Genomic DNA, 25,848 nt, shown 5'->3' with positions numbered 1-25,848 from the left:
AGGTGTATTTCGCAAAGATTACCGTTAAAGTTTAAATCGGCAATGCGATCCCTTTATGATGGGTGCGATGTTGCTCAGGTAAGATCCAGTTTAGCCAGAATCGGGGCGCCAGTTTGGAAAAACCGTGATTCCAGCGAAACGCCTTGTCTTTGCGTTCGCAGCGCCGTTTGATGGTGAAAGCGCCAGCAGGCAGATCCAGGGAGGTTGCCATGCCGGAAGATCCCACGACACTTTCAGATTTCAACGACCCGATAACAACAGTTGACCAGCTCGAAGCCCATGCCGGAACCGCGCCTAAAAAGGTAAGGGTAAAGGAGATCAAGGCACTGGATAGCCTGTGCAGGCAGTTCATTGCACGATCCCCCTTTTGCCTGATCGCGACGGTTGATCCGGAGGGCGTGATCGATGTGAGCCCCAAGGGGGACCCGGCCGGTTTTGTCACCGTCTTGAGCGACAAATTGCTGGCGATCCCCGACCGCCCCGGAAACCGCCGCCTCGACAGCTACCACAATCTGCTGAAGGACCCGCGCGTCGGACTTATTTTTCTGATCCCGGGCAAGGGCGAGACCTTGAGGGTGTCGGGCAGAGCCCGCATCGTCCGGGATGCCTGGTTGCTGGAGCGGATGCAGGTGGAGGGCAAACAGCCGGCGATGGCGCTGGCAGTGGAGATCACCCGGGCATTCATGCATTGCCCGAAGGCGATGGTCCGCTCGAAGATCTGGCAACCGGAAAGCTGGCGCAATGCCGATGACCTGGGCGACATCGGCGATGCGATGATCCGGCATGGCAAGCTGAAGCAGACCCCGGAGGCTCTTCTGGAAGAAGCCACCTCCGAAGGCTTGCTCAGGCTTTATTGATCAGGTCCATGCGGTGCGTGAAACCCTTGCCGCGTAGCAGCCGCGGCGAGCAAAATGCAGGTGAATGTAGTCGACTTGCGGATTGTCGAAGAACGTCCGGATGACACCTTCCAGCTCACGGCCTTCAACGACTTCCGCGTCGATCATCTCGTGGGCCCGGTTGAAGGCTCGTGCCGACAGCAGGCGCTTCGCCACGACTTCCGGGATCGTGTCCGGGTCCGGATGGCTTTCCTTCGCGCCATCGGCGACAAAGATCGCATGCCGGGAGCGGTAGGGCGTTTCGCCAGGTTGATGCTCGAAATTGAGCAGGTAAACCCGGGTACCCGGGGCTGCATCGGCAAGTGACACACGGCAGGGAAACGCGCCGTCCGAAATGTGCACCTGAATGCCCTTCTGCGCGAGTTCCGTGTCACTCAGGTTGCTCAAATGTGCAAACTCGGTGGCGGGAAGAGGCTCGATCTGAAACATGGTGTTGTCTCCTCAATGGTTGTGAGAAGACCCTAGGCGGCTCAAAACGCCCAAACGACCCGATTTGCGAGCGCGAATATATTTTCCCGCTGCCGGTCTGTCAGACCGGGTTTTTGACACCTGCCCGGCGTGCCATACCCAGGGAAACCGGCGCGGTTTCTTCAAAGCCGAATTGGGCATAAAGCGCATTGGCCGGAACATCGGCGATCAGGCTGACATAGGCCGAGGGCGGGAATGCGCTTTCGATATGGGCAGTCAGGGCTGCCATGATGCGCTTGCCAAGGCCCTGCCCCTGGTAGGCGGGCAAAACCGCGATATCCGTTACCTGGACAAAACAGCCGCCGTCACCAATGAGACGCCCCATGCCGATCGCTTCATCGCCGTCAAAAAGCATCACGCAAAACAGGCTGTTCTTCAGCCCGATTTCCGCCGCGTCCCTGCCGTAGCCGCTCAGCCCGGAATCGACCCGCAGGCGCAAATAGGTATCGATGTCGGGGACCTGGGTCTTCAGCGAGATTGTCATGCAGTGTCCTGGAATCGGCTGCAACAAGGAGGGAACGCGACCCTAGCCGATCGCACCGGCGCTGGCCATCGGAATAGACATGCTCAAGCCGGACAGGGGCTGTTGACCCCAGGCACGCTGCTTTGCATTGAAGGCTCAGGACAAACGACATCTTGCGTTCCTGCGGTGTTCTAACCGATAACGGCAGGTGGCTGAGAAAATTCGGCCGCGTACCGGAACGAGAAGACTGAGCAGACGTGGATTTTTTCAATCTCCAGCCCGGGGAATGGCAGGCCCTTCTCTTGACCCTCAAGGTCGCTTCTGCCGCCCTCGCTGTCGCGCTGCCGCTTGCCGTTCTGATGGCCTTCGTACTTGCCCGCTACCGGTTCACCGGCCACGGCGCCGTCAATGCTCTTGTGCATCTGCCGCTCGTCTTGCCACCGGTGGTCACGGGCTACGTGCTGCTGCTGACCTTTGGCCGCAAGGGTCCGGTCGGATCGTTTCTGGACAGTGTCTTCGGTGTCACCTTCGCCTTCAACTGGACCGGTGCAGCGCTTGCTGCCGGTGTGATGGCTTTTCCGTTGATGGTCAGGCCGATCCGAATTTCCTTCGAAGCCGTGGACCCGAAACTGGAAGAAGCGGCCAAGTCTCTCGGTGCCCATCGCCTGACCGCCTTTCTGACGGTCACCCTGCCTCTTGCCCTGCCGGGAATTCTCGGTGGCGCGATCCTGGGTTTTGCAAAGGCCATGGGCGAATTCGGTGCGACCATAACCTTCGTCTCCAACATTCCGGGGGAGACAAGAACCCTGTCTCTGGCGCTCTATACCGCCACCCAGACCCCTGGTGGAGAACTGGCTGCCTTCCGCCTGACGCTGATTGCGGCCTTTGTCGCCTTTGCGGCGCTGATCGCCTCGGAAGCACTGGCGCGCCGATTGCGCGCGCGCATGGGGGGCGGTCATGCTTGATGTCGACATCACCGGCCGTGTCGGTCAGCTTGATCTTGAAGCCCGGTTCAACAGCCGTGGCGGGGTGACATCGCTTTTCGGCCAGTCGGGGGCCGGCAAGACAACGCTCACCAACATGATCGCCGGGCTGATCAAGCCGCTCAGCGGACATATCACCGTCAACGGCACGACCCTTTTCGACGCGAACAAGAATATCAACCTCTCGGTGCAGGCACGCAGGATCGGTCACGTCTTTCAGGATGCCCGGCTGTTCCCGCATCTCAGCGTTGCCTCGAACCTCACCTATGCGCGCTGGGCGGGCCGCAGGCCTGGGACCCGGGACATGGCCGAAGTGGTCGATCTGTTGGGGTTGGCTGGGCTCCTGGAGCGAAAACCCGGAACTCTTTCTGGCGGCGAGAGGCAACGGGTGGCCATCGGGCGAGCGCTTCTGTCGGACCCGCGGCTCCTGATCATGGACGAGCCGCTGGCCAATCTCGATCAAGCGCGGCGAAACGACATTCTTCCCTATCTGGACCGTCTGTGCGTGGAAGCGGGAATCCCGATCCTCTATGTCAGCCATTCCATCGAGGAAGTGGCGCGCCTGTCCAACACGCTCGTGATCCTGTCTGATGGACGCACGCCCGCCTTTGGACCGGTGGCCGACATGCTCGCGCGGACCGATCTGGGCCGGGCAACCGGCCGTCACGAGGCCAGCGCGCTGCTGGAAGGTACCGTCACCAGATGTGACCCGGACTGGGGCCTGACCGATGTCGATATAGGCGGAGCCACACTGCAGATACCGGATATGGCAGCCGTGCCGGGCGATGCGGTGCGCCTGCGCATCCGGGCCAGGGACGTTGCCCTGGCAGTCAAACCGCCGGAGGGCCTGTCCATCCGCAATGCCTTCGCGGCGACAATCCGCAGTATTTCGAGTGAAAGCGGTCCCTATGCGGAAATCCTTTGCTCCGTCAGCGGACAGGTGCTGCGTGCCCGCATCACCCGCGCGTCCGTTGCCGACCTTGATCTCCACACAGGCAAGGACGTCACGGTTCTGATCAAGAGCGTTGCCATTGACCGGCGCCAGCGTGCACCGGCCCTGTCGGACACGGCTACCGGGGAGGATTTCGCTGGATAAGGCTCCCGCTTCACGCGGCGCGCGGCTTGTTTATACTGACGCGATGTTGCGCAAGACCAAGCGCCGGACCTGGCGCAGGCTGAAGATCGGTATCGGAGCGGCGGCGATCCTGTCGACGGTCGCACTGATGTGGCTGACCGGGCTTGCCAGCTTGCGGATCACGCTTGCGGAGGTGGAAACCGGTGCGCGGGCCAATCTTGCGGTTCAGACAGCCGTTCTCGAAAGACTTCTCGACAAGTTCCGCCTGCTGTCTCCGCTGTTGGCACGTGGTCCGGATATCGGTCAGTTGCTGATGAGCACGGGCAGGTCTGGAGACCCCGGCATCGCCGCGATCGCTGCCGGCATGTCGGGCGCGGAAGAGATCTGGCTTATGGACAGGCAAGGCAATGTCGTGGTCTCCAGCCAGGATGGTGTGCCGACGGGCTCCTTCGGCGGGGCGGAACGTATCGGACATGCCTTCGAACAGGCCCTTCAGGGCCAGCTCGGCCGGCAGCTCATCCCCGGTACGCCAGAGGCCGCATCGAACTATGTCTTCGCCTCGCCGTTGCGCCGGGGTAGCTCCATCGTCGGCGTGATTGCCGTCCGGGTCAGTCTGGAAGACGTCGAGCAGGCCTGGGCACTCAGCAAGGAACCGCTGGTCGCGCTGGATGGCAGTGGCCGGATTGTGGTCACCAATGTGCCCGCATGGCGCGGCAAGCGGATGGACGAGCTTTCTGTCGGCCGGGATATCGCCGACATGTCGGTGGCTGAGCGCATCGAGGTCCTGCTGCCGGCAACGCCGTCTCCCTACTATTACCTGCAATTGACGGAGAACTTGGCCGTTCTCGGTTGGCAGGTCAGAACGCTTGTGACGATCGAGGATGCCCGCCAGCGATCCGGCTGGGCCATGCTGGTCGCGCTTCTGGTCTGTGTGATCGCCGCCGGAGGTATCGCCATCCTGATCGTCAGGCGGGAAGAATTCGTGCGCCAGGAACGGCGCAACCGGGCGAGCGCACTGCGCCTGGAGCGCCGTGTGCAATCACGGACAGCGGATCTTCGCCGCACCAACGTCCTTCTGGAACAGGAAGTGCGCGAGCGCGAACAGGCTGAAGCCGATTTGCGTCTGGCCCAGGCCGAACTCGTGCAGGCAGCCAAGCTGGCAACGCTCGGCAGGATGTCTGCGGCTCTCAGTCACGAGTACAACCAGCCACTGGCAGCTATCCGTTCCGATGCCGAAGTGGCAGGCATGCTGATCGAGCGGGGGCGTGCGGACGAAGCCCTCGGCAATCTCTCGCGGATCGAAGGCATGGTCAGCCGCATGGCCGAAATCGCCAAGACGCTGAAAGGTTTCACGCGCAAGTCTGGCACCGACATCAAGCCGGTGTCCCTGCGTCAGGTGATCGACGAGGCAACGCTTCTGCTGCAGCCACATATCAAGCAGAGCAAGGTGCGTCTCGATCTGGCGCTGCCGACAGAAGATATCATCGTCAAGGGCGGGCGCATCCGCTTGGAGCAGGTGGTCATCAATCTCCTGTCCAACGCACTGGATGCCGTCAGCGGCAACGCCGCATCGCTTGCCATGCCCGAAGTGCGGCTGGAACTGAGGCAAGAAGGCAGCGAAGCGGTTCTGACAGTCAGTGACAATGGCACAGGCATTGATGCCGATGTGCTGCCACAGATCTTCGACCCGTTTTTCACCACCAAGGATGTCGGCGCCGGGCTCGGGCTGGGCTTGTCGATTGCCTACAAGATCGTTCATGACTTTTCCGGATCGCTGAAGGCGGCGAATCGCGACGGTGGCGGTGCGGTGTTCACCATGCGCCTGCCGGTGGCCGATGAGCATGTCCTTGCAGCGGAATGAAATGAGATAGGCGTTAATGGATCAGGCGACCGTCCTACTGATTGACGATGAAGCGGACCTGCGTGGCTCCTTGAGCCAGGGGCTGGAGTTGTCCGGCCAGGCGGTGTTTGCAACCGGTGAACCGGAAGAAGCCCTGGAGCGGGTCAACCGCGGGTTCTACGGCGTGCTTGTTACAGATATTCGCATGCCCGGAACGGACGGGTTCCAGGTCATGAAGCGGGCCTTCGAGATCGATCCCGCCCTGCCCGTGGTGCTGATCACCGGCCATGGCGATGTGCCACTGGCGGTCGAGGCCATGCGCGCCGGTGCCTATGATTTCATGGAAAAGCCCTTTTCCGTTTCGCGCCTTGCCTCCGTGGTGGAACGCGCGCTCGACAAGCGCCGGCTGGTGCTGGAAAACCGCAAGCTGCGCGAGGAGCTGGCAGACCGAACGGGCCTGGAAAGCCGTCTCGTGGGGCGCACCGCCGCCATGGAACTGCTTCGCCGCAATGTCACGGCCCTGGCGGCAACCGATGCCGATGTGCTGATCCTGGGGGAGACCGGCTCCGGCAAGGAGGTGGTCGCCCGGGCACTGCATGACGAAGGCCCCCGCAAGGAAAAGCCTTTCGTCGCCCTCAATTGCGGGGCGCTTCCCGCCGAAATCATCGAATCTGAACTCTTCGGCCACGAGAAGGGCGCCTTTACCGGTGCCAGCGGACAGCGCATCGGCAAGCTGGAACATGCCCATGGGGGCACCGTGTTTCTGGACGAAATCGAATCCATGCCGCTGGAACTGCAGGTCAAGCTGCTGCGCGTGATCGAGACCCGGACAATCGAACGGCTCGGCTCCAACAAGGCGATCGAACTGGATGTGCGCTTCATCGCGGCCACCAAGGAAGACCTTGAGGCCGCCGGCAAGGAAGGCCGGTTCCGGCTGGACCTGTTCTACCGGCTCAATGTCGTCAACGTTGCCATTCCACCGTTGCGCGACCGGCTGGAGGATATCCCCCTCCTGTTCCGGCATCTGGCGGTGGAAGCCCGGGCACGCTACCGGCGCGAGATCCCGGACATCAACGAGGAATATCTCGCCGAGCTGATGGCGCGGGACTGGCCGGGCAACGTCCGCGAGTTGCGCAATGTCGCCGACCGTTTCGTGCTCGGTGTCGAGCTGGTCAACGCGCCCAGCAGCGGTGCCGGATCCACCTTGTTCGAACAGGTCGCGACATATGAACGGGCGTTGATCGTCGCCGAACTCAAGCGCAACGACGGTGCCATCAAGCCCACTTACGAGAACCTTGGGCTCTCGCGAAAGGCGCTTTACGAGAAAATGCGCAAATACGGTCTCGGCAAGGACGAAGCGCTTTCCGTCTGACAATGACCTGATTTCCTTGCCGTCCCGGCTTGCTGGGCGGGTCGGCAAAACGAATGGCCGAAAAAAGTTTCGGGCCGGTGTCACAAATCGCTGCCCCCGGTCGTCAACCCTGTGTCACACCCTGAAACCTGAATGGAAGACACGCCAATGACGACCTCTAATGCCATCAATCACTACGAAAATGTCCCCGATATCGTGAAGCGTTTCGTTGCTGCCAGCGGTGAGATCGGCAAGGCAGGGCTGGAGCCGAAACTGCGGCATCTCATCGATCTGCGTGCCTCGCAGATCAACCAGTGTGCCTATTGCGTGAAGATGCACACCCAGGAAGCGCTCGACGCGGGCGAGACCCAGGAGCGTTTGCAGCGCCTGACGGTCTGGCGGCACGTTGATGACTACACGCCGGCGGAGAAGGCGGCCTTTGCCTGGACGGAAGCCTTGACCAGTCTTCAGGTCGATACGAACTATGAGGCATTGCGCGGTGAATTGCGCCGCCACTTCGATGACGCCGAGATCAGTGCGATCACCGCCGCGGTCGCAATGATCAATCTGTGGAACCGGGTACAGGTATCGAACCACTGACATGAGTGACGCTCCAGGCATCGATGTTTTCGAGACGGTACGCCCGAAGCTGATGGGGCTGGCCTATCGCATGCTCAGCTCCATGGCGGATGCCGAGGATGCGGTGCAGGACACATACCTGAAGTGGCAATCCACGGATCGTGCCGGCATCCTGAATCCGGAAGCATTCCTCACCACGGTCTGCACCAATTGCTGCCTGGACACTCTCAAGGCCGCTCACAGGAAACGGGTCGACTATGTCGGCCCGTGGATCCCCGAACCGCTTCAGTTCGAAAGTGGCTCGGACCCGGAGACCGACCTGGACAGGGCACAATCCCTGACGACAGCGTTCCTCCTGCTGCTGGAGCGCCTCAGCCCGAAGGAGCGCGCCGCCTACCTGCTGCGCGAGATTTTCGCAAAGCCGTATGACGAAGTTGCCGAAACTCTGGGGGTTACCGAACAGGCCTGCCGCCAGTTGGTGTCCCGCGCAAGCAGACATGTGCAGGGTCCGACCTCCCGTTTTGTTCCTCCAGCCGATCATCAGGACCGGATCCTGTCTGCCTTTCTCACCGCAATTGAAACAGGATCCACGGACCACCTGACGGGCCTTCTCGCCGAAACCGTACAACTCCAGTCCGATGGTGGCGGCAAGGCAACGGCCATGAGCCGGATCCTGGAAGGCGCGGACGAGGTCGCTCGCTACGCGGTTCTTATTCTTGGCCGCCTCTGGGAGCCCTGCCAGATCAAGATACTGGATCTGAACGGAACGCGTGGCCTCGTCATGTTCTACGGCGACGAGATCGTGACAGCCGTGATGTTCGCCTATGACGCCGATGGGCGGCTGGAGCGTATCTACAACATGCGCAATCCGGACAAGCTGGCACGCCTGAAGGTCAAGCTGCGCCACGACCGTTCTTCAGGCGCTATCTGGCACTGATAATTCGGCGCTTTACGGCTTAAAATATGATGTAGCAGGCCGGAAATGTGTCGGTTTCGACACATCCGGTTTCATGCCATGTGTCTGACTCGACCCATAAACGAAAGTCTCTCCCGACCAGGTTCATTTGAAACTTTTTGTTAACCTGCAGAAATCGGCGCTTTTTGTTGCTCTTCCGGCACTTGGCACGGACTTTGCCAATAGGGTGCCGACCAGCCACCACGCTGTCCGGCCCGAATGGCCGTCATACTGAAATGTCTGGGAGGACATCCGATGAAAAAATTCGCTCTCGCCGCAGCTACCGCGGCGTCTCTGGCCCTGTCTGCGAACGCTTATGCGGCTGACGATTGCAATGACGGTGAAATCGTCATCAAGTTCAGCCACGTGGTTGCCGCAACCGGCCACCCGAAAGGCGACGCTGCCACGCTGCTGGCGGAACGCGTCAACGACGAGATGAACGGCAAGGCCTGCATGCAGGTGTTCCCGAACTCTCAGCTGTTCGACGACGACAAGGTAATGGAAGCTCTTCTGCTCGGCGATGTTCAGCTTGCTGCGCCGTCGCTTTCCAAGTTCGAAGCCTACACGCTGAAGTTCCGCCTGTTCGACCTGCCGTTCCTGTTCCAGGATCTGGACGCCGTCGAGCGCTTCACCACCGGTGAAAACGGCAAGGAACTCCTGAACTCCATGACCGACTACGGTTTCCAGGGCCTCGGCTACTGGAGCTCCGGCCTGAAGCAGTTCTCCGCCAACAAGCCGCTGCTGGTTCCGGACGATGCAAAAGGCCTGAAGTTCCGCGTGCAGACCTCTGACGTGGCTGTTGCCATGATCGAAGCCATGGGCGCCAACGCTCAGAAGCTGGCCTTCAAGGAAGTCTACGGTGCACTGCAGACCGGTGTTGTGGACGGTCAGGAAAACTCCTGGTCCAACATCTACACCCAGAAGTTCTTCGAAGTGCAGGACGGCATCACCGAAACCAACCACCAGCTGCTTGCTTACCTGCTCGTCACTTCCGACGAGTGGCTGGACAGCCTGGATCCGGAAGTTCGTGACCAGTTCCTGACCATCGTGGAAGAAGTCACTGCAACCGCAAACGGTAACGTGGCAGCTGCTGAAGCCCAGAACCGCCAGAACGTTCTGGATGCCGGTTCCACCATTCGTGAACTGACCCCGGAGCAGCGCAAGGCATGGGTTGGCGCCATGAAGCCGGTTTGGGACAAGTTTGAAGGCGATATCGGTAAGGACCTGATCGACTCCGCCGTCGCTTCCAACAACGCCAGCTAAGGCTGACCTGAAACAACTCCTGGAAGGGCCGGATCGTCCGGCCCTTCTGCCAAGGTCCCGCGGCCGCACGCGCAACCATGCCGGCGGACACGCTGATAACCAAGAGGCCAATTCGGGGGAAACGCATGCAACGCGTCGACAATTGGGTCACGCGCTTCGAGGAAGGTGTACTCGCCTTTCTCCTGGCCGCCATGACCATCGTATCCTTCACCCAGGTGGTGGCGCGATACGGCTTTAATTCCGGCTGGACCGGTGCCCTGGAATTCACACGTATCCTGTTCGCCTGGCTGATCCTGTTCGGCATGAGCTATGGCGTCAAAATCGGCTCGCATCTGGGCGTCGATGCGGTCATCCGCCTGTTTCCCAAGCCGGTGTTCCGCGCTGTTGCCGTGTTCGGTGCGCTCTGCGGCGTTGTCTACGCGCTGACGCTGCTCTGGTCGGAATGGCTGCACATCTTCGGTCTCGATACCAGAGGCGGCGCGATCGACTACTGGTCCAAGATGTACAAGATCGGCATCGGTCTCGACGACCTGCGCTATCCCGACGCGATCATTGAAACCTTCGGCACGAAAGAGCGTGTTCAACGCTGGATCGCCTATCTGATCCTGCCCATCGGCCTGTTCCTGTTCATGTTCCGCTGCATCCAGGCGGCCTGGCAGATCATTACCGGCGAGCGCGAGATGATGATCGCCGCGCATGAGGCGGAAGACCTCGTCGCTGAAAACAAAGACGTCTTGAAGGACTGAGGCCGGGGCAATGGAAGCAGCAATTCTCTTCATTCTCGTCCTCGGCTTCTTGTTCCTGGGCGTTCCGATCTCCATTTCGCTCGGCTTGTCCAGCGTTCTGGCGATTGCCATCTTCTCCAACGATTCCATCTCGTCGGTGGCGCTGCAGCTGTTCACGGCGTCGCAGAACTACACACTCCTGGCGATTCCCTTCTTCATTCTGGCATCGGCCTTCATGTCGACGGGCGGTGTTGCCAAGCGCATCATCCGCTTCTCGATCGCGTCCGTCGGTGCGATCCGGGGCGGTCTGGCGATCGCCGGCGTCTTCGCCTGCATGCTGTTTGCAGCTCTGTCAGGCTCGTCGCCCGCAACCGTGGTCGCGATCGGTACCATCGCCATCGCCGGCATGCGGCAGGCAGGCTACACGAAGGAGTTTGCCGCGGGCGTTATTGCCAATGCCGGTACGCTCGGCATCCTGATCCCGCCTTCCATCGTCATGGTGGTCTATGCGGCTGCAACCAACGTTTCCGTTGGCCGGATGTTCCTTGCCGGTGTGGTTCCAGGGCTGATCGCCGGTCTGATGCTGATGATCGCCATCTACGTCATGGCACGCGTCAAGAACCTGCCGGCCCAGCCGTGGCCGGGCTTCAAGGAAATCTGGCATGCCATGATGGAAGCGGCCGTTGGCCTGTTCCTGATGGTCATTATCCTGGGCGGCATTTACGGCGGTATCTTCACCCCAACCGAAGCTGCGGCAGTGGCGGCCGTTTACGCCTGTCTGGTGGCACTCTTCGTCTATCGCGACATGGGCCCGCTCAGTGGCATTCGCTGGGTGCAGGAACAGGACGGCCCTCTGGGACTGGCCGGTTTCAAGACCATCACCTACGGGTTTGCCGCAATGTTCGCCTGGTCGAGCATCGCCGGCATGGTCACGGACAGACAGGGTTTCTACGGCATCGACAGTGCCATTGTCCTGCTGGCTGCGCTGATTGGCTATCCGCTTCTGCGTGGCCGTGTCAGCCCTGCCGAGCTGCCGTCCATCTATGGTATCGGCGCAAAGATCTGGGGTCGGAATATCGGACTGATCGTCTGGAAGTTTCTTCCGGCCATGTTCCACAAGGACACCAAGAAGGTGATGGTGGATGCGGCGAAGACGACCATCATGCTGATGTTCATCATCGTCAACGCCCTGCTGTTTGCCCACGTGCTGACATCGGAGCGGATTCCGCAGGCAATCACCGACTGGATGGTCGGAGCCGGTTTCAACTGGTTCACCTTCCTGATCGCGGTTAACCTGCTGCTGCTGCTTGGTGGTCAGTTCATGGAACCGTCGGGCCTGCTTCTGATCGTGGCGCCGGTGGTCTTCCCGATCGGCATGGAACTCGGCGTCGATCCGGTTCACCTCGGCATCATCATGGTCGTGAACATGGAAATCGGCATGATTACGCCGCCAATCGGGCTCAATCTGTTCGTCACATCGGGGATAACAGGGATGAGTCTGGTGCAGGTGGTCAAGGCGGCTGCGCCGTTCGTGCTCATCCTGCTCCTGTTCCTCATCTTGGTGACCTATGTCCCGGCCCTGTCCACCTGGCTGCCCTACAGCCTGATGGGACCGGAAATCATCACAAACCGGTAACGACCCGGACCATCCAGAAACTCGAACGGCGGGCCTTGCCCGCCGTTTTTTTGTTTGCCGGGCCCGGGAGGGAGCCTTCACGTCCTTCACCGGGCCTCATTCCCGTCACCTCATCCTGAGGAAGGCCAAAGGCCTGTCTCGAAGGATGGGCGGCACACTCCGAAACAAGCGGCCCATCCTTCGAGACGGCCGGCTGTACCGGGCTCCTCAGGATGAGGCTGATGGGAATGGGGGAGGTGGGAGTGGAGATCGTGGAACAAAAAAAGCCGGCCCTCAGGACCGGCTTGAAAGGCTCTGTTTCAAAAATCGCTTAGACGATGCTGCCGAGTTTCATGGCAACGCTCATGTCACCTTCCACCTGCATCTTGCCGCCCATAAAGGCAGCCGTCGGATTCAGATCACCCGAGAGAAGGTCACCGAGGTCTTCGGCGGACATCTTGATGGTGCAGTCTGCCTCGTCATCTTCGTTGGAAACGCTGGAGCCTTGCAGGAAGATGATACCCGTTTCCCCAAGATCGAACTTGACGGATTCTTCAATGCCGCCATCGGCAACCTTTGCGCGGACACCTTCGGTAAGCTGTTCCAAGGACATGTCGTTTTCTCCCGTTTGAATTGGGCCGGAGCCCGTCTTTGTCCTCTTGAAGCATGACGTTTACGTAATCGTCAAGTAGAAATCTGTGTCGAAAGAGATGCGCCGCCGGGAGCGTTTCGCCACACGCTCCGTCATCCCATGGCTTGACCATGGGATCCATGTCGTTTCACCGGCAGTGCGGCCGCCGTGATCATCGCATGGATTGCCGGATCAAGTCCGGTAATGACGGAGAATTTCAACATTTCGCGGTGCCAGAGGCAATGCACCTGACAGGATCGTCAGATCAATGATTGTCCCGCGGCAGCCCCTTGGTATGCGCGACGTCCTGGTATTTAACCGCCGGCTCCAGAACCATGCCCTTGTCGAACTGCCCGATCATGGCGCGCTGGATCTCCTGCCAGGGTGTCTGGCTCTCCGCAATCTTGAAGCCGCCCGCCGCTTCCAGGTCCGTGCGTCGTTGCGCAAGTTCCTCATCGGAAATCAGGATGTCGGCAGTGCCTTTCCTCAGATCGATGCGCACACGGTCCCCGCTTTTCAAAAGCGCGAGTCCACCCATGGCGGCAGCTTCCGGTGATGCGTTCAGGATCGACGGCGAACCGGATGTGCCCGACTGACGGCCGTCGCCGATGCAGGGCAGAGATGTAATCCCGCTTTTGATCAGGGCTGCGGGTGGCTGCATGTTGACCACCTCGGCACCGCCCGGATAACCGATCGGGCCGGTGCCCCGGATGAACAGCATGCAGTGCTCATCGATCTCAAGGTCCGGATTGTCGATGTTGTCGTGGTAATCCTCCGGCCCTTCGAACACAACGGCACGGCCCTCGAACGCTTCCGGATCGTCCGGATTGGAGAGATAGCGGTCGCGGAACTCTTCCGAGATCACGCTGGTCTTCATGATGGCGCTGTCGAACAGGTTGCCCTTCAGGTTGATGAAACCAGCCTTGTCTTTCATCGGATTGTTGAACGGCTTGATGACGTCCGGCAGGTCTGTGACAACACCGTCGCAATTGTCGCCGATGCCCTTGCCGTTGACAGTAAGCGCGCCCGGATGCGGCAGCTTGCCATTTCGCATCAGCTCCGCGACGACAGCAGGCACGCCGCCTGCGTGGAAGTAATCCTCGCCGAGATATTCTCCGGCTGGCTGCAGATTGACCAGCAGCGGCACGTCATGGCCGATCTCCTGCCAGTCGTCGTTGTCCAGTTCAACACCCAGATGGCGGGCAATGCCGTTCAGGTGGATCGGTGCATTGGTCGAACCGCCGATGGCCGAGTTGACGACAATGGCGTTCTCAAACGCTTCGCGGGTCATGATGTCGGAGGGTTTCAGGTCCTCGCGCACCATGTCGACAATGCGTTTGCCGGTCTCGTAGGAAATTGCACCGCGCTCACGGTAAGGCGCCGGAATGGCGGCCGCCCCCGGAAGCTGCATGCCCAGGGCTTCGGCCAGCGAGTTCATGGTCGTTGCCGTGCCCATGGTGTTGCAGAAGCCGACGGACGGCGCTGCAGAGGCGACGAGATCCATGAAACCCTTGCGATCGATCTCGCCTGCGGCAAGCATCTGGCGGGCCTTCCAGACGACGGTACCGGAACCCGTGCGCTCGCCCTTGTACCAGCCGTTCAGCATCGGACCGACGGACAGCGCGATGGCCGGAATATTCACCGTCGCGGCGGCCATCAGGCAGGCAGGTGTGGTCTTGTCGCAGCCGATTGTCAGCACCACGCCGTCGATGGGGTAACCGTACAGCAGTTCAACGAGACCAAGATAGGCCAGGTTCCGGTCCAGTGTCGCGGTTGGGCGCTTGCCGGTTTCCTGGATCGGGTGAACCGGAAATTCGAAGGCAATACCACCGGCCTCGCGAATACCTTCGCGCACACGCTTTGCCAGCTCCAGATGGTGGCGGTTGCAGGGCGAAAGGTCAGAGCCGGTCTGGGCGATGCCGATAATCGGTTTGCCCGACTGCAGCTCTTCACGCGTGATGCCGAAATTCAGGTAACGCTCGATATAGAGCGCGGTCATGCCCGGATTGTCGGGATTGTCGAACCAGGCGGCGGACCGCAGTTTCGGTGTTTTGGTGTCGCTCATGTCGCGTCATCTCTCAATGCACTCACAAAGTGTCAAAATCCGATAAACACCAGCTCCATGAGGCTGTAAAGGCGCTGAAACCCGATTTCGGTTCCACAATCTGAGAATGCGCCCGTCATGTATTCCGGTGCAGCGTATCTGCAATGGAAAATCGGGCAAATGTCCAAAGGACGGCAAGACAGATAGCAAAAAGAACGGGTGCGGCCGACAGCGGAAGGAGGGTCAAGGCACCGCACAGGCCGGCGAAAAGCCAGAGACCTGACAGCAGCCGGCGGGCGTGCACTGCCAGCAGATTGCGGCGCATGGCCAGCGCCTTCAGGGCAGGGAAGGCTCCAATGTCGTCGGTGTCGCTGACAGCAAGGGGGGAATGCCTTGCATCCGTCCCGTCCTTTCCGGGCGTGGCGCCTTCGCGCAATTCCAGCGCCATACGGTCCTGCGACAGGGTCAGGACCAGGGGGGGCATGTCCGGAAAGCAGCGGGAGGGGGCCTCGGGCGCGGTTTCTCCCGGCTTCGGATCATCGGTCAGCTCTAGGCCAAGCATGCCCGCCAGCGCGCTGCGTGTGTTGGGGCTGTCACCACTGAACAGCCACGGCACGAGGCCCTCTTTGCGCAGGGCCATCCCCGCAACGCCGGCATCCTGACGCAATGTGCCTTCCAGTCCTAAAACACCCACGACGCGTCCCCCGACAGCGACACGCAGCACCGTCTTGCCGTCTGCTTCCAGCGACCGGGCAATGGCGTCGGCGGTAAAACTGTCGATCTTGAGGCGCTTCAGGAGGTCCGTCGTGCCGATCACCACGGTCTGTCCGCCGAGCAGCGCAACAACACCCAGACCAGGTGTCGGTTCGAACCGGTCCGGCATCTTGAGGGCGACTTGCCACTGGCTGGCCAGTTCGCGCAGGGCCTGGGCGACCGGATGGGATGATCCGGCCTCAGCGGAGGCGGCAACGGCCAGGAGCGTTTTCGGCTCGTTGTTGAAGGCCATGACATTGGTGACCATCAGGTTGGGTCCTGACATCACGGCAGCCTTGTCGATGAGGATATCGCGGGCATGAGCGACCTTTGTGAAGGCGCCGGGGGCAATGTCACGGGCGCCTGCCGCCAGTGCTGCCTTGTGAAAGACCTTGTCCGCGAATGCGTTGATTCCGTCGATCAGTTGCGGCCAGGAAAGAAGCAGCGCGGCTGCAAGAGCGGCCGGGGCCTCGGTCCTGTCGAGGACCCACCACCAGGTACCGGCAGCCAGCAGCGCCAACAAGACAGACCATGCCGCTTGTGGCACTCCGCTGAGGTCACCCCTTGGTGGCAGCAGAACCACACCGAACGCCCGCAGCACCATCAGGAAAGCTGCGGCAAGGGCGGGTGCATTGGTCTGGGGCGATGTCGGACCGGACAGGTGGAGGCCGGTCGAAACGGCAAGCAATCCGGTGCTGACCAGCGCCGTGAAAAGCGTCAAGGGCCGGCCGACAGAGGTGTTAAGCGAAAAAGAGAGGCCGAGAAGCGAAAAAATCGCGGAAAACATGCTGAAAATTAAGGCGCTGTAGGAACCGAAAACCAAAACTGACGTCGCGGCGTCAGAAGGTTCTCCGCCTGCTGCCGCCAGAGCCAGAACAAGGCACACTACGGCAATGACAAGAAAAAATGCCCAAAGAACTGAAATCAATGATGTTTTCGGCATAGCCGGTCGGCTCTCGTATCTGGAATTCTTCTGCTGGAACCGGGTCGTGGGCCAACTGGAGATACAAACGGCACGCCCTGGGGACCGTCTGAAAATGCGGGAGCGGCCGGAGACAGGCAATGCCGCAGAGTCAGTTCGGTAAGCATGTTGCCTGTCCCAGTCGCAGTGCATCGGAATGGGTGCTGACCATTTGTGCAGCGTGGAACTTGAGCGAAACTGAATTGCGGGTAGTATAAAAGGGTAATTTTTTAAACGGCCTGCAAGTATTGAGGGCCTGTATTTAATAGTCCTCAGGACGAAGATTATTTCGGGGTGTGGTATATTAATGGGAGAGCCGAAAGGTTCTCCCTTTTACGTTTAGGCGCGCCGAAAAAACATGGTCAACATCTGTTAACAATCGGGTCCGGACTGAAAGTCAGAGTGAATCTATTTGGATGCAGATCGTGGTGGCGCCCTGGGCGGCAAAAACTGCCCGGTTCGGACTGGATTGTGACTAACGTTTTGCGGACACCGGAGAATCGGGGTGGGGCCTGGAGTCAAGTCAGCGACTCGGCCGAATCCGAAAAAAGACTCATCTTCAAAGACTTGGGAAGGCCGGCGACAACGCCGCCGGTTCCTTCAGGCCGTTGCGAGGTTTGCCCGCGACAGCAACTCCAGTGACGGCATCAGGTTCAGGAGTTCGCGGGTATAGGGGTGTTGCGGCGCTTCGAAGAGCTGGTCGCAGTCTGCCACCTCGCACAACTCGCCATGGCGCATGACGCCGATGCGGTTGCACATCTGCCGGATCACGGCCAGATCGTGGCTGATGAACAGCATGGTCAGCCCAAGTTCTTCCTGAAGATCCTTCAATAGGTTCAGGATCTGCGCCTGGATCGACACGTCGAGTGCCGAGGTGGGCTCGTCACAGATCAGGAACCTGGGCCGCGTCGCGAGCGCCCTTGCGATGGAGATGCGCTGGCGCTGACCGCCGGAAAACTCGTGCGGAAATTTCCTGCCGGCCGCCGCGCCAAGACCGACATGATCGAGCAGGTCGTCGACGATCTGGCGCACTTCCGCATTGCTTGACGCCAGACGGTGGAACTTGATCGGTTCCGCGATGATGTCGCTGACGCGCATGCGGGCGTTCAGCGAGGAATAGGGATCCTGAAAGATCATCTGCATCTGGCGACGCATCGCCAGAACGTCCTTGCGATTCTTGAGCGACGTCAGTTCGGTCTTACCGAACAGGATCGACCCTCCGGTCGGCTGGTAGAGGCCGGTGATCAGGCGCGCGATGGTCGATTTGCCCGACCCGCTCTCGCCGACAAGACCGAAGGTCTCGCCTTCGTTGATGTCGAAACTGACCTTCTTGACCGCCTGGAAGTATTTGCGCTTGGACGGGAAGATCGAGCCACGGGTCTCGAACCGCATGTCGAGGTCCGTTGCCTTGACCAGCGGACCGGATACTTTTTCATAGTCGCGTGCCTTGCCGAGCCAGTGTGTGGCGATGTCGATCTGCTTCTGTGGCGTGCCGGCCTTTTCGATGTAGTTGACCACCGGAAACCGCTCGACCTTGATATCAGGGCGTGGCACGGCGGAAATCAGGCTCTGGGTGTAGGGGTGTTCCGGAGCGCCCAGCACCTGGGTCGTCTCGCCGTATTCCACCAGTTCACCGTGGTACATCACCGCCACATGGTCCGTGATGTCGGCAATCACGCCCATGTCATGGGTGATCACCAGCATGGCGACGTTACGCTCCCGGCACAGCTTCCTCATCAGTTCAAGGATCTGCGCCTGGATGGAAACGTCGAGCGCGGTTGTCGGCTCGTCCGCGATCACCAGTTCAGGTTCCGCACACAGCGCAAGCGCGATGACCACCCTTTGGCGCATGCCGCCGGAAAACTGATGCGGATACTGCTTGATGCGTTCGGGCGCATCTGGAATGCCCACGGCCTCGATCAGTTCGATCGCGCGCTGGCGGGCCTGCGATCCGGAGAGCGGTAAATGGGTGCGGATCGTCTCCACAAGCTGGCTTTCCACCGTCTGCAGCGGATCGAGAGACGTCAGTGGATCCTGGAAAATCATGCCGATCTTTCGGCCGCGCAAACGACGCTTTTCCTTGTAGGGCAATTGGTCGATGCGCTTGCCGTGAAGATAGACTTCACCGCCGGCTATGTGTCCAGGTTCCTGCAGCAGCCCGATCACCGCGTTGCCGACTGTCGACTTGCCTGCACCCGATTCTCCGACGACGCCGAGAACCTTGCCGGCATCGACGCTCAAAGTAACGTCATCGACGGCGACGAAGACGGATTTTCGGCCCGGAAACTCGACCCTCAGGTCCTTGATATCGAGAACGCTCATACCGGCCTCACCTGAGTTTCGGGTTGAGGGCGTCGCGCAGCCAGTCGCCCAGAAGGTTGACGTTCAACACCAGCAGGGCCAGTGCAAGGCCCGGGAAGATCGCGATCCACCACTCCCCCGAATAGAGGAAATCGTTGCCGATGGCGATCAATGTGCCGAGGGACGGCTGGGTAGGCGGCATGCCGACACCCAGGAACGAGAGCGTTGCTTCGGTCACGATGGCAAGTGCCAGGTTGATGGTCGCGATCACCAGCACCGGTCCGGTGACGTTCGGCAGGATATGGCGCACCATGATGACGACCGAGGGAATGCCGATCACACGGGCGGCCTGAACATATTCCTTGTTCTTCTCCACCATGGTGGAACCGCGAACCGTGCGCGCATATTGCACCCAGAAGGACAGCGCCAGCGACACGATCAGAATGTAGAAGGCGAAGACCTCCCGGTCGATCGCGCCGAAAATGCCATGCGCGACACCGTCGATCAGAAGGGCGATCAGAATGGCCGGAAACGTCAGCTGAACGTCGGCAATACGCATGATGATCGCATCCACCCGACCACCCATGTAGCCCGCGACCAGCCCCAGCGAGATGCCGATGAAGGCGGCGACGACAACAGAGCAGAAACCAACGATCAGCGAGATCCGCATGCCGTAGAAGATGCCGGAGAGCATGTCGCGGCCCTGATCGTCCGTTCCCAGGAGGAAGCGGGGATCGGCATATTCCATCCAGACCGGCGGAACGCGGGCGTCCATGATGGAAATCGACGCCAGGTCGAACGGATCATGTGGAGCAATCCACGGCGCCAGGAACGCAAGGAGGAACAGGATTGCCGTGCCGGTGGCAGCGACAACGGTGACCTTCGATTTCAGGAACGAATGAAAGAGATCGCTGTCGAGCGCGCGGGTCATTCGCCCCGGTTCCTTGACCGGTGCCGCTCTGTCCTGAACGCTGGATTTTGCTTCTTCGTTGGTGACGAAAGGCATGGCGTCGGTCTCCCTTATGGCCGACCGACCCGCAGACGCGGATCGATGAAGAAGTAAAGGATGTCGACGATGAAATTGATCGTCACGAACAGGAAGGCTGTCAGCAGCAGATAGGCGGACATGATCGGAATATCGACGTTCTGCACGGCCTGCAGGAACATCAGACCCATGCCGGGCCACTGGAAAACGGTCTCGGTGATGGTCGCGAAAGCGATGATCGCGCCAAGCTGCAGACCGGTGATGGTGATGACCGGAACGAGCGTGTTCTTGAGAGCATGCCGGAAGTTCACCAGCCGGTCCGGCAGACCGCGCGCCCGGGCGAACTTGATGTAATCGGTCCGGATGACTTCCAGCATCTCGGCTCGGATCAGCCGCATGATCAGGGTCATCTGGTAGAGGCCGAGCGTGATGGAGGGCAGGATCAGCGCCTTCAGGCCGGAGATGGTCAGAAAGCCGGTCGTCCACCAGGATCCGATCTGCACGGTCTCACCGCGTCCAAAGCTCGGCAGCCACTGCAGGGTGACGGAAAACAGGAAGATCAGCAGGATCCCGATGAAGAACGTCGGCAGCGAGATGCCGATCAGCGAAACTGACAGAAACAGCTTGGAAACGGGCGATTCCCGATTGAGCCCGGCGTAGATGCCCATGGGAATGCCGACAACAAGCGCAAACACCGCAGACGCGAAGCTGAGTTCGAGCGTGGCGGGTATGCGCTTGGCGAAAAGCTCGGAAACCGGCTGACGGAACTGGTAGGACGTGCCGAAATCGAATTGCGCGGCCTTGGTGACGAAACGGAAGAACTGGACCGGAACCGGGTCGTTCAGACCCAGGCGCTCGCGCAGGGCCTCCCGTTCTTCGATCGAGGTTTCGATGCCGACCATCTGGTTGATGGGATCGCCGACAAAGCGGAACATGGTGAACGCGAGAAGGGCGACCACCAGCATGACAATCATCGCCTGCACGATGCGGCGCGTTGCAAATCCAATCATTTCGGCTCTTTGAATGCTTTAGTCATGAAAATACGCCCCCGGCGGAGTTGCCGGGAGCGTCATTTGCTGTGCTTCAGGATCAGTTCTTGGTCACGAAGCGGAACTGGAACTGGTTGTCGGCACGCTGGACAAGGTCCAGCTTGTCGGAAACGCCCCATGCCAGGCTCTGCTGGTGCAGCGGGAGGTAGTAGGCGTTCTCGTGGCTGATGCGGAAAGCTTCAGCAATCATGGCGTCACGCTTTTCCGGATCGATCTCGACCAGGATTTCGTCGGTCAGCTGGTCGATCTTCTCGTCGCAGAAGCCACCGTTGTTGAACGGCGAGCCTTTGCCGGATTCGTCGCGGCAGTTCATCAGGTTGTCCAGAACGTTCCAGCTGTCGAAGGATCCGGGGGTCCAGCCAAGCAGGTAGAACGACGTATCGTAACCACCGGAAGCAAGGATCTTGGCGAAGTATTTCGCCTTTGGCTGGGCGTTGAGGTTCACCTTCACACCGATACGGGCCAACATGGCGGCAACCGCCTGGCAGATAGCCTCGTCGTTGACGTACCGGTCATTCGGGCAGTCCATGCCGATGGAAAAGCCGTCTGCATAGCCGGCTTCGGCCAGCAGTGCCTTGGCGGCTTCCGGGTCATAGGGATAACGCTCGAAATCGGCGGACTTGGAGAACAGCAGCGGCGAAACCATCAGGGCAGACGGGTTGGACAGGTCCCGCATGACCTTCTTCTTGATCCCCTCGATGTCGATCGCCTGGTAGAAGGCCTTGCGCACCCGGGCATCCTTGAGCGGGTTCTTGCCCTTGACGTCGGAATAGAGCAGCTCGTCGCGCATCTGGTCCATGCCAAGGAAGATCGTGCGCAGTTCCGGGCCGGTCAGCGCCTTGGTTCCCGCATTATCGTTGATGCGTTTGATGTCCTGCACCGGGATCGGGTAGACCATGTCCATCTCGCCGGACAGCAGCGCGGCAACGCGCGTTGCATCGGAACCGATCGGCGTGAATTCCACCGTGTCGATGTTGTGTTTGGCTTCGTCCCACCAGCCGTCGTATTTTTCGTAGACGGTCTTCACGCCGGCTTCATGGCTGACGATCTTGAACGGTCCGGTGCCATTTGCATTGAGCGCGGCATGGTTCGCAGAAGTGTCGGACGCCGAGGTGACTTTCACCGCGTCGTTCTCCGTCGTCCACTCCTTGTCCATGATGTAGAACGTGTCCCACTCGTAATGCAGGATCGGGTTCGGACCGGTGAGAACGAAATCGACCGTGTAGTCGTCAACAATCTCGACCTTGGCATCAGCCGGGACGCGGGTGGTCAGGTCAGACCCTTCCGAGCGCACGCGGTCGACGGAAAAGGCAACGTCTTCGGCAGTGAAATCGCTGCCGTTGTGAAACTTTACGCCCTTGCGCAGGTGGAAACGCCAGCGGTTCGGATCGACGATTTCCCAGCTCTCGGCCAGGGCCGGTTCAATGGCCAGATCCGGACCACGGCGCGTCAGGCCTTCATAGGTATTGCCGAGCGACGACAGGGTGAAGGTCTCGTTGAGACTGTAGGGATCAAGCGCGTTCAGTGCACCCTGAAAGGCAAATTTCAGCGTTTCAGCATGAACAGCAGTCCCCGTTCCCGCCGCAAACAGCGCTGCGGCGATGACAATTTTTCTTTTGTTCATAGTCCCCTCGTTTTCCGGTTTCGGCTTTGCTCCACGGCCGCACCCCCCTGCCAGGACCATGCGGCCATGTTGTCAAAAACGACTATGACATCGTAAATCTCTGTGTTCAAACCCGTTTAGCTGTCAAATTGCGACATTCTGTCAATCAGCTTGTCGAGGAAGGCGGCGCAGCGGTCGAGTTCGGAAAGCTCGATAAATTCGTCGGGCTGATGGGCCTGATCGATGGATCCGGGACCGCAGACCACGGTCGAAAGTCCGTGATCCTGGAAGATCCCGCCTTCGGTGGCATAGACCACGACGTTGCGGCTGTTGTCGCCGGTCAGACGCCTGGCGGTCGTTTCCGCCAGCCCGTCCGGTTCCTCTCCCAGCCCGGGCACATAGGCAAGTTCTCTCACCTCGATGGCGCAGTCCGGCGAGATCGCTTTCATTCCCGGCAGAACCTCATTTTCGATGAACGCCCGGTAGGCGGCGACCCAGTCCTTCGCGTGTTCACCCGGCAGCAGACGGATATCAGTCACGAATTCGCAGTGCTGGGCCGTGATGTTGTGCGCCTGGCCGCCGGAAATGGTGCCGCAATGCAAGGTGGTGTAGGGCGGTTCGAACGGGCAGTCCGGATCGGCCTTGGCCCGGTTCTCCGCGGTTCTGGCATCCAGCCATCCGATCAGCCTGGCCGCTGCCGAAATCGCCGAAACACCCCGGTGCAACTGGCTGGAATGGACCGGATGACCTTGGATGCGCGTCTTCAGTACTGTAATGCCCTTGTGGCCCGTAACGACCTTCATGCTGGTCGGTTCGCCCACAATCACCACCGAAGGGCGCGGGCCGTTTGCCAGCATTTCAGGGATCAGCACCCTGGCCCCGTCGCAGCCGGTTTCCTCGTCATAGGACAGCGCGATATGGATGGGCCGTCTGAGCGGTGCATTCAGAAAATCCGGAACCTTGGCAAGTACAGTTGCCGCGAAGCCTTTCATGTCCGCCGCGCCACGGCCGTAGAGGCGGCCGTTTTCCTCCCAGGCGGAAAAAGGATCGTGAGACCAGTTCTGGCCCGCCACCGGAACCACATCGGTGTGGGCAGACAGGACCGTTCCGCCGTCGATATCCGGACCGATGCGGGCATAAAGAGCGGCCTTTTGGCCCGTTTCATCCAGCGCCCGCCCTGAAGCGACACCCCATTGGCTGAGATAGTCTTCGACGAAGGTGATCAGATCGAGGTTGCTTCGATCCGAAACGGTGTTGAAGGAGATCAGTTTCTCCAGCATTTCCCGAGGCGTGTAGGTCCGGCTCACGTGGTCTCCAGTGGTTTTGTGACAGGGAGGATGGGTCTCAGGCGGGAACGGCGTCAGCGAGATGGAGACCATCTAAGCTTTTCACCGCAAGGATTTGCAAGGGAATTTCCTTGCCGCGCACCTTGATCTCGGCCTCTTCGGCACCGTCGATCCGCGCGCCTGCCGCATCGACAACAGCCTTGGAAACAACCATGAAGCTGCCGTGGTTCTTGTTCTCCGTTTCCAGCCGGCTTGCGGTGTTGACCACGTCGCCAAGCGCAGTCAGCCCGCCGCGCTTGCCTGCTGTTCCGGCGGCGCCGATGCGACCGAGAATGGCCGGCCCCAGATGCAGGCCAATGCCGAGCCGGATCGGATCGCGAAACTGCGGACCCTTCTCCTTGTCGAGCGATTTCATGACCTTCTCGATACGGCGGCAGGCGGCAAGAGCCTGCCGGGCGCCGGTTTCCGCGTTGCTGTCCATGCCGAAGATGGCCATGATGCCGTCACCAATGAACTTGTCGACATAGCCGCCCTCCTCCCGGATCGCGGCTGAGGCCTGGTCTAGGTAGCTGTTGAGCAGATAAACCACGTCATAGGCCAGCTGGCTTTCGGTGATGCCGGTGAAATTGCGCAGGTCCACGAACATGACCACCACATCCTGCTCGACGCCCCAGTAATAGGCGTCCTTCAGGTGTTCGCCGATAATTGCACTGGCCTTGACCGGAACAAGGGGCTGCACTTCCACGTTGCTTTCCGGGCGCGCCTGGCAGGCAAGCCGAATGTCGCTTCCCGCGCCGATCCGCGTCAGCACCGCAGCTTCGGCAACACTCGGTTTCGGCAAGGTTTCGCCGCCCTCCAGAATTTTCACCCGGCAGGTGGAGCATCTGGCCCGCCCGCCGCACACCGATGCGATCGGTATGTCGTTCATGCGGCTGATTTCCAGCAGCGTTGCGCCCGGTTGCGCCTTCACCGTCAGTCCGCCTGGATAGACCACGGTCAGGCTGCGCGCTTTCAGGCTGAGAAGGTAACGGATCAGGATGGCCAACAGGCTGACGGCAATCAGGCCGAACACGACCGCCCGGAACTGAACGACGACCTCGCTGGCCCACAATTGCTGGTCCGGAGTGATTCGGAGGGTTACGTCACGGCTGAGGGCCAGCCGGCGGGCACCTTCAATCCAGCCCCAGATGGCAAGCACCGGCATCGCAAAGGCAAACCCGGCCGCCAGCGGCTTCAGCCTCTGGTAAGCCGGATAAAGGCGCAGGAAGAAGTGCAGGCCGATCATGGCGTGGGTCCACACCATGAGCAGCAGAATAGACTGATTGACCGCCGCATTCGGCCACAGCAGCGTCAGCATCTGCTCGTAGAGCGGCAGGAAGCCGAACTCCTTGGCAACGCCCATGGTCGTGGTGACATGCGGTATCAGGAGCCAGGGAATGTAAAGACCGAGGGCGAGCTGCAGAAGCTCCCAACGGGACATCTTCAACGTTCGCCGTTTGCTTGTCCGCCACAAGGCGAGCAGCACATGGGTCAGCGCGGCGAGGATGAGGATAGTTTCGCCAACCGGGCTTCTCCAGACCCAGTAGTGCCAGACCGAGGCCTGGTCCATGGCCTGGAAGGAAATGATGCCGAGGGCGTGATTTGAAAAATGGCTGAGGCAGAATGTGAACAGGATCAGGCCGCTCCACAGCCGGAGCCGCTGACGCCAGTTCCCTCCGGCGACCATGACACTGTCGGACTTCTTGCCCGGTCTTGCCGCCGAAGCGGACTTTTCAGAAGATTTGGCGGCCGTCGCGGGCCTGTTCGGCCGGCTTGTGCCGGGGGCCTCTTCCTGCATGTATTTTCAGTCTCCGGTCTGGCCGTTCCGGCCTTCTGCCGGTCTGCCCTGTCAATTGCCACTTGAAGCGCGGGGGGCAGCCGAGGTCAAGGAGGCAAAAAGGAAATGCGGTGAACTGCCCGTGAAGGCACGCGAAACGGGGAAAACTCCTCGGTATGCAGGCATTGTCAGGTCAAATTTCGCAA

The 25,848-nt window shown here is 60.3% G+C and carries 22 protein-coding genes; 10 read left to right on the top strand and 12 right to left on the bottom strand.

All coding sequences use genetic code 11. The features are described 5' to 3' along the window. Window positions 1–31: 31 nt before the first annotated feature. Window positions 32–211, bottom strand: coding sequence for a hypothetical protein (locus tag J7447_RS20065; RefSeq protein WP_162493103.1), 180 nt, complete (start codon window positions 209–211; stop codon window positions 32–34). Here J7447_RS20065 and J7447_RS20060 point away from each other — a divergent pair. Further along, window positions 210–857: a pyridoxamine 5'-phosphate oxidase family protein gene (locus J7447_RS20060; RefSeq protein WP_209170706.1), complete on the top strand. Its 648-nt coding sequence runs from the start codon at window positions 210–212 to the stop codon at window positions 855–857. The two genes, J7447_RS20065 and J7447_RS20060, sit on opposite strands and share 2 nt — an antisense overlap. Here J7447_RS20060 and J7447_RS20055 read toward each other — a convergent pair whose 3' ends face one another. Both J7447_RS20055 and J7447_RS20050 read right to left on the bottom strand, forming a co-directional pair. Next, window positions 858–1,325: a DUF1203 domain-containing protein gene (locus tag J7447_RS20055; RefSeq protein WP_209170705.1), complete on the bottom strand. Its 468-nt coding sequence runs from the start codon at window positions 1,323–1,325 to the stop codon at window positions 858–860. It lies immediately after the preceding gene. Window positions 1,326–1,425: 100 nt separating this feature from the next. Then, window positions 1,426–1,848, bottom strand: a complete 423-nt coding sequence (locus J7447_RS20050) for a GNAT family N-acetyltransferase (RefSeq protein WP_209170704.1) — start codon at window positions 1,846–1,848, stop codon at window positions 1,426–1,428. A 236-nt stretch (window positions 1,849–2,084) separates the two neighbouring features. On the opposite strand from J7447_RS20050, the gene modB reads away from it, so the two are divergent. From modB to J7447_RS20005, 9 genes are all read left to right on the top strand, one after another. Next, window positions 2,085–2,792: a molybdate ABC transporter permease subunit gene (gene modB / locus J7447_RS20045; protein ID WP_055660401.1), complete on the top strand. Its 708-nt coding sequence runs from the start codon at window positions 2,085–2,087 to the stop codon at window positions 2,790–2,792. Then, complete coding sequence (modC, locus tag J7447_RS20040; RefSeq protein ID WP_209170703.1) at window positions 2,785–3,906, top strand: molybdenum ABC transporter ATP-binding protein; 1,122 nt, start codon at window positions 2,785–2,787, stop codon at window positions 3,904–3,906. Before modB ends, modC begins: the two co-directional genes overlap by 8 nt. Window positions 3,907–3,949: 43 nt before the next feature. Continuing rightward, entirely contained in the window at window positions 3,950–5,746 is a 1,797-nt protein-coding gene (locus tag J7447_RS20035) for an ATP-binding protein (protein ID WP_023002314.1), read from the top strand. Window positions 5,747–5,762: 16 nt separating this feature from the next. Continuing rightward, window positions 5,763–7,097, top strand: a complete 1,335-nt coding sequence (locus J7447_RS20030) for a sigma-54 dependent transcriptional regulator (RefSeq protein WP_023002313.1) — start codon at window positions 5,763–5,765, stop codon at window positions 7,095–7,097. Between the two features lie 147 nt (window positions 7,098–7,244). After that, the gene (locus tag J7447_RS20025; protein ID WP_031269919.1) at window positions 7,245–7,676 is read left to right on the top strand and encodes a carboxymuconolactone decarboxylase family protein; all 432 of its coding nucleotides are present in this window, start codon (window positions 7,245–7,247) and stop codon (window positions 7,674–7,676) included. A 1-nt stretch (window position 7,677) separates the two neighbouring features. After that, window positions 7,678–8,592 (top strand): RNA polymerase sigma factor SigJ, encoded by a 915-nt coding sequence (sigJ, locus tag J7447_RS20020; protein WP_023002311.1) that lies wholly within the window; start codon window positions 7,678–7,680, stop codon window positions 8,590–8,592. A gap of 273 nt (window positions 8,593–8,865) precedes the next feature. After that, on the top strand, window positions 8,866–9,873 hold the full coding sequence (locus tag J7447_RS20015; RefSeq protein WP_023002310.1) for a DctP family TRAP transporter solute-binding subunit: 1,008 nt from the start codon (window positions 8,866–8,868) through the stop codon (window positions 9,871–9,873). 125 nt (window positions 9,874–9,998) lie between these two features. Beyond that, complete coding sequence (locus tag J7447_RS20010; RefSeq protein ID WP_023002309.1) at window positions 9,999–10,619, top strand: TRAP transporter small permease; 621 nt, start codon at window positions 9,999–10,001, stop codon at window positions 10,617–10,619. A gap of 10 nt (window positions 10,620–10,629) precedes the next feature. After that, entirely contained in the window at window positions 10,630–12,234 is a 1,605-nt protein-coding gene (locus J7447_RS20005) for a TRAP transporter large permease (protein WP_023002308.1), read from the top strand. Window positions 12,235–12,544: 310 nt separating this feature from the next. On the opposite strand, the gene J7447_RS20000 is transcribed toward J7447_RS20005, so the two are convergent. From J7447_RS20000 to J7447_RS19960, 9 genes are all read right to left on the bottom strand, one after another. Beyond that, window positions 12,545–12,826 carry an SCP2 sterol-binding domain-containing protein gene (locus tag J7447_RS20000; RefSeq protein ID WP_023002307.1) on the bottom strand — a complete coding sequence of 94 codons (282 nt, stop codon included), beginning with the start codon at window positions 12,824–12,826 and terminating at the stop codon, window positions 12,545–12,547. A gap of 283 nt (window positions 12,827–13,109) precedes the next feature. Beyond that, window positions 13,110–14,909 carry an IlvD/Edd family dehydratase gene (locus J7447_RS19995; protein WP_209170702.1) on the bottom strand — a complete coding sequence of 600 codons (1,800 nt, stop codon included), beginning with the start codon at window positions 14,907–14,909 and terminating at the stop codon, window positions 13,110–13,112. Window positions 14,910–15,024: 115 nt separating this feature from the next. Next, complete coding sequence (locus tag J7447_RS19990) at window positions 15,025–16,362, bottom strand: HAD family hydrolase (RefSeq protein WP_209170701.1); 1,338 nt, start codon at window positions 16,360–16,362, stop codon at window positions 15,025–15,027. 840 nt (window positions 16,363–17,202) lie between these two features. Continuing rightward, window positions 17,203–18,924 carry an ABC transporter ATP-binding protein gene (locus tag J7447_RS19985; protein ID WP_077291308.1) on the bottom strand — a complete coding sequence of 574 codons (1,722 nt, stop codon included), beginning with the start codon at window positions 18,922–18,924 and terminating at the stop codon, window positions 17,203–17,205. Between the two features lie 7 nt (window positions 18,925–18,931). After that, on the bottom strand, window positions 18,932–19,909 hold the full coding sequence (locus tag J7447_RS19980; protein ID WP_209170700.1) for an ABC transporter permease: 978 nt from the start codon (window positions 19,907–19,909) through the stop codon (window positions 18,932–18,934). Window positions 19,910–19,923: 14 nt separating this feature from the next. Beyond that, a complete protein-coding gene (locus tag J7447_RS19975) occupies window positions 19,924–20,898 on the bottom strand; it encodes an ABC transporter permease (RefSeq protein ID WP_023002301.1) in 975 nt (324 codons plus the stop codon). Between the two features lie 79 nt (window positions 20,899–20,977). Beyond that, window positions 20,978–22,561: an ABC transporter substrate-binding protein gene (locus tag J7447_RS19970; RefSeq protein WP_031269916.1), complete on the bottom strand. Its 1,584-nt coding sequence runs from the start codon at window positions 22,559–22,561 to the stop codon at window positions 20,978–20,980. Between the two features lie 116 nt (window positions 22,562–22,677). Continuing rightward, window positions 22,678–23,847, bottom strand: coding sequence for an acetylornithine deacetylase (gene argE, locus J7447_RS19965; RefSeq protein ID WP_353653806.1), 1,170 nt, complete (start codon window positions 23,845–23,847; stop codon window positions 22,678–22,680). 37 nt (window positions 23,848–23,884) lie between these two features. Further along, window positions 23,885–25,663: an adenylate/guanylate cyclase domain-containing protein gene (locus J7447_RS19960; protein WP_209170698.1), complete on the bottom strand. Its 1,779-nt coding sequence runs from the start codon at window positions 25,661–25,663 to the stop codon at window positions 23,885–23,887. Window positions 25,664–25,848: the final 185 nt, after the last annotated feature.

The sequence above is a fragment of the Labrenzia sp. R5_0 genome, assembly GCF_017743835.1.
GTDB lineage: Bacteria > Pseudomonadota > Alphaproteobacteria > Rhizobiales > Stappiaceae > Roseibium > Roseibium algicola.
This window is presented reverse-complemented; position numbering and strand designations above follow the sequence as displayed.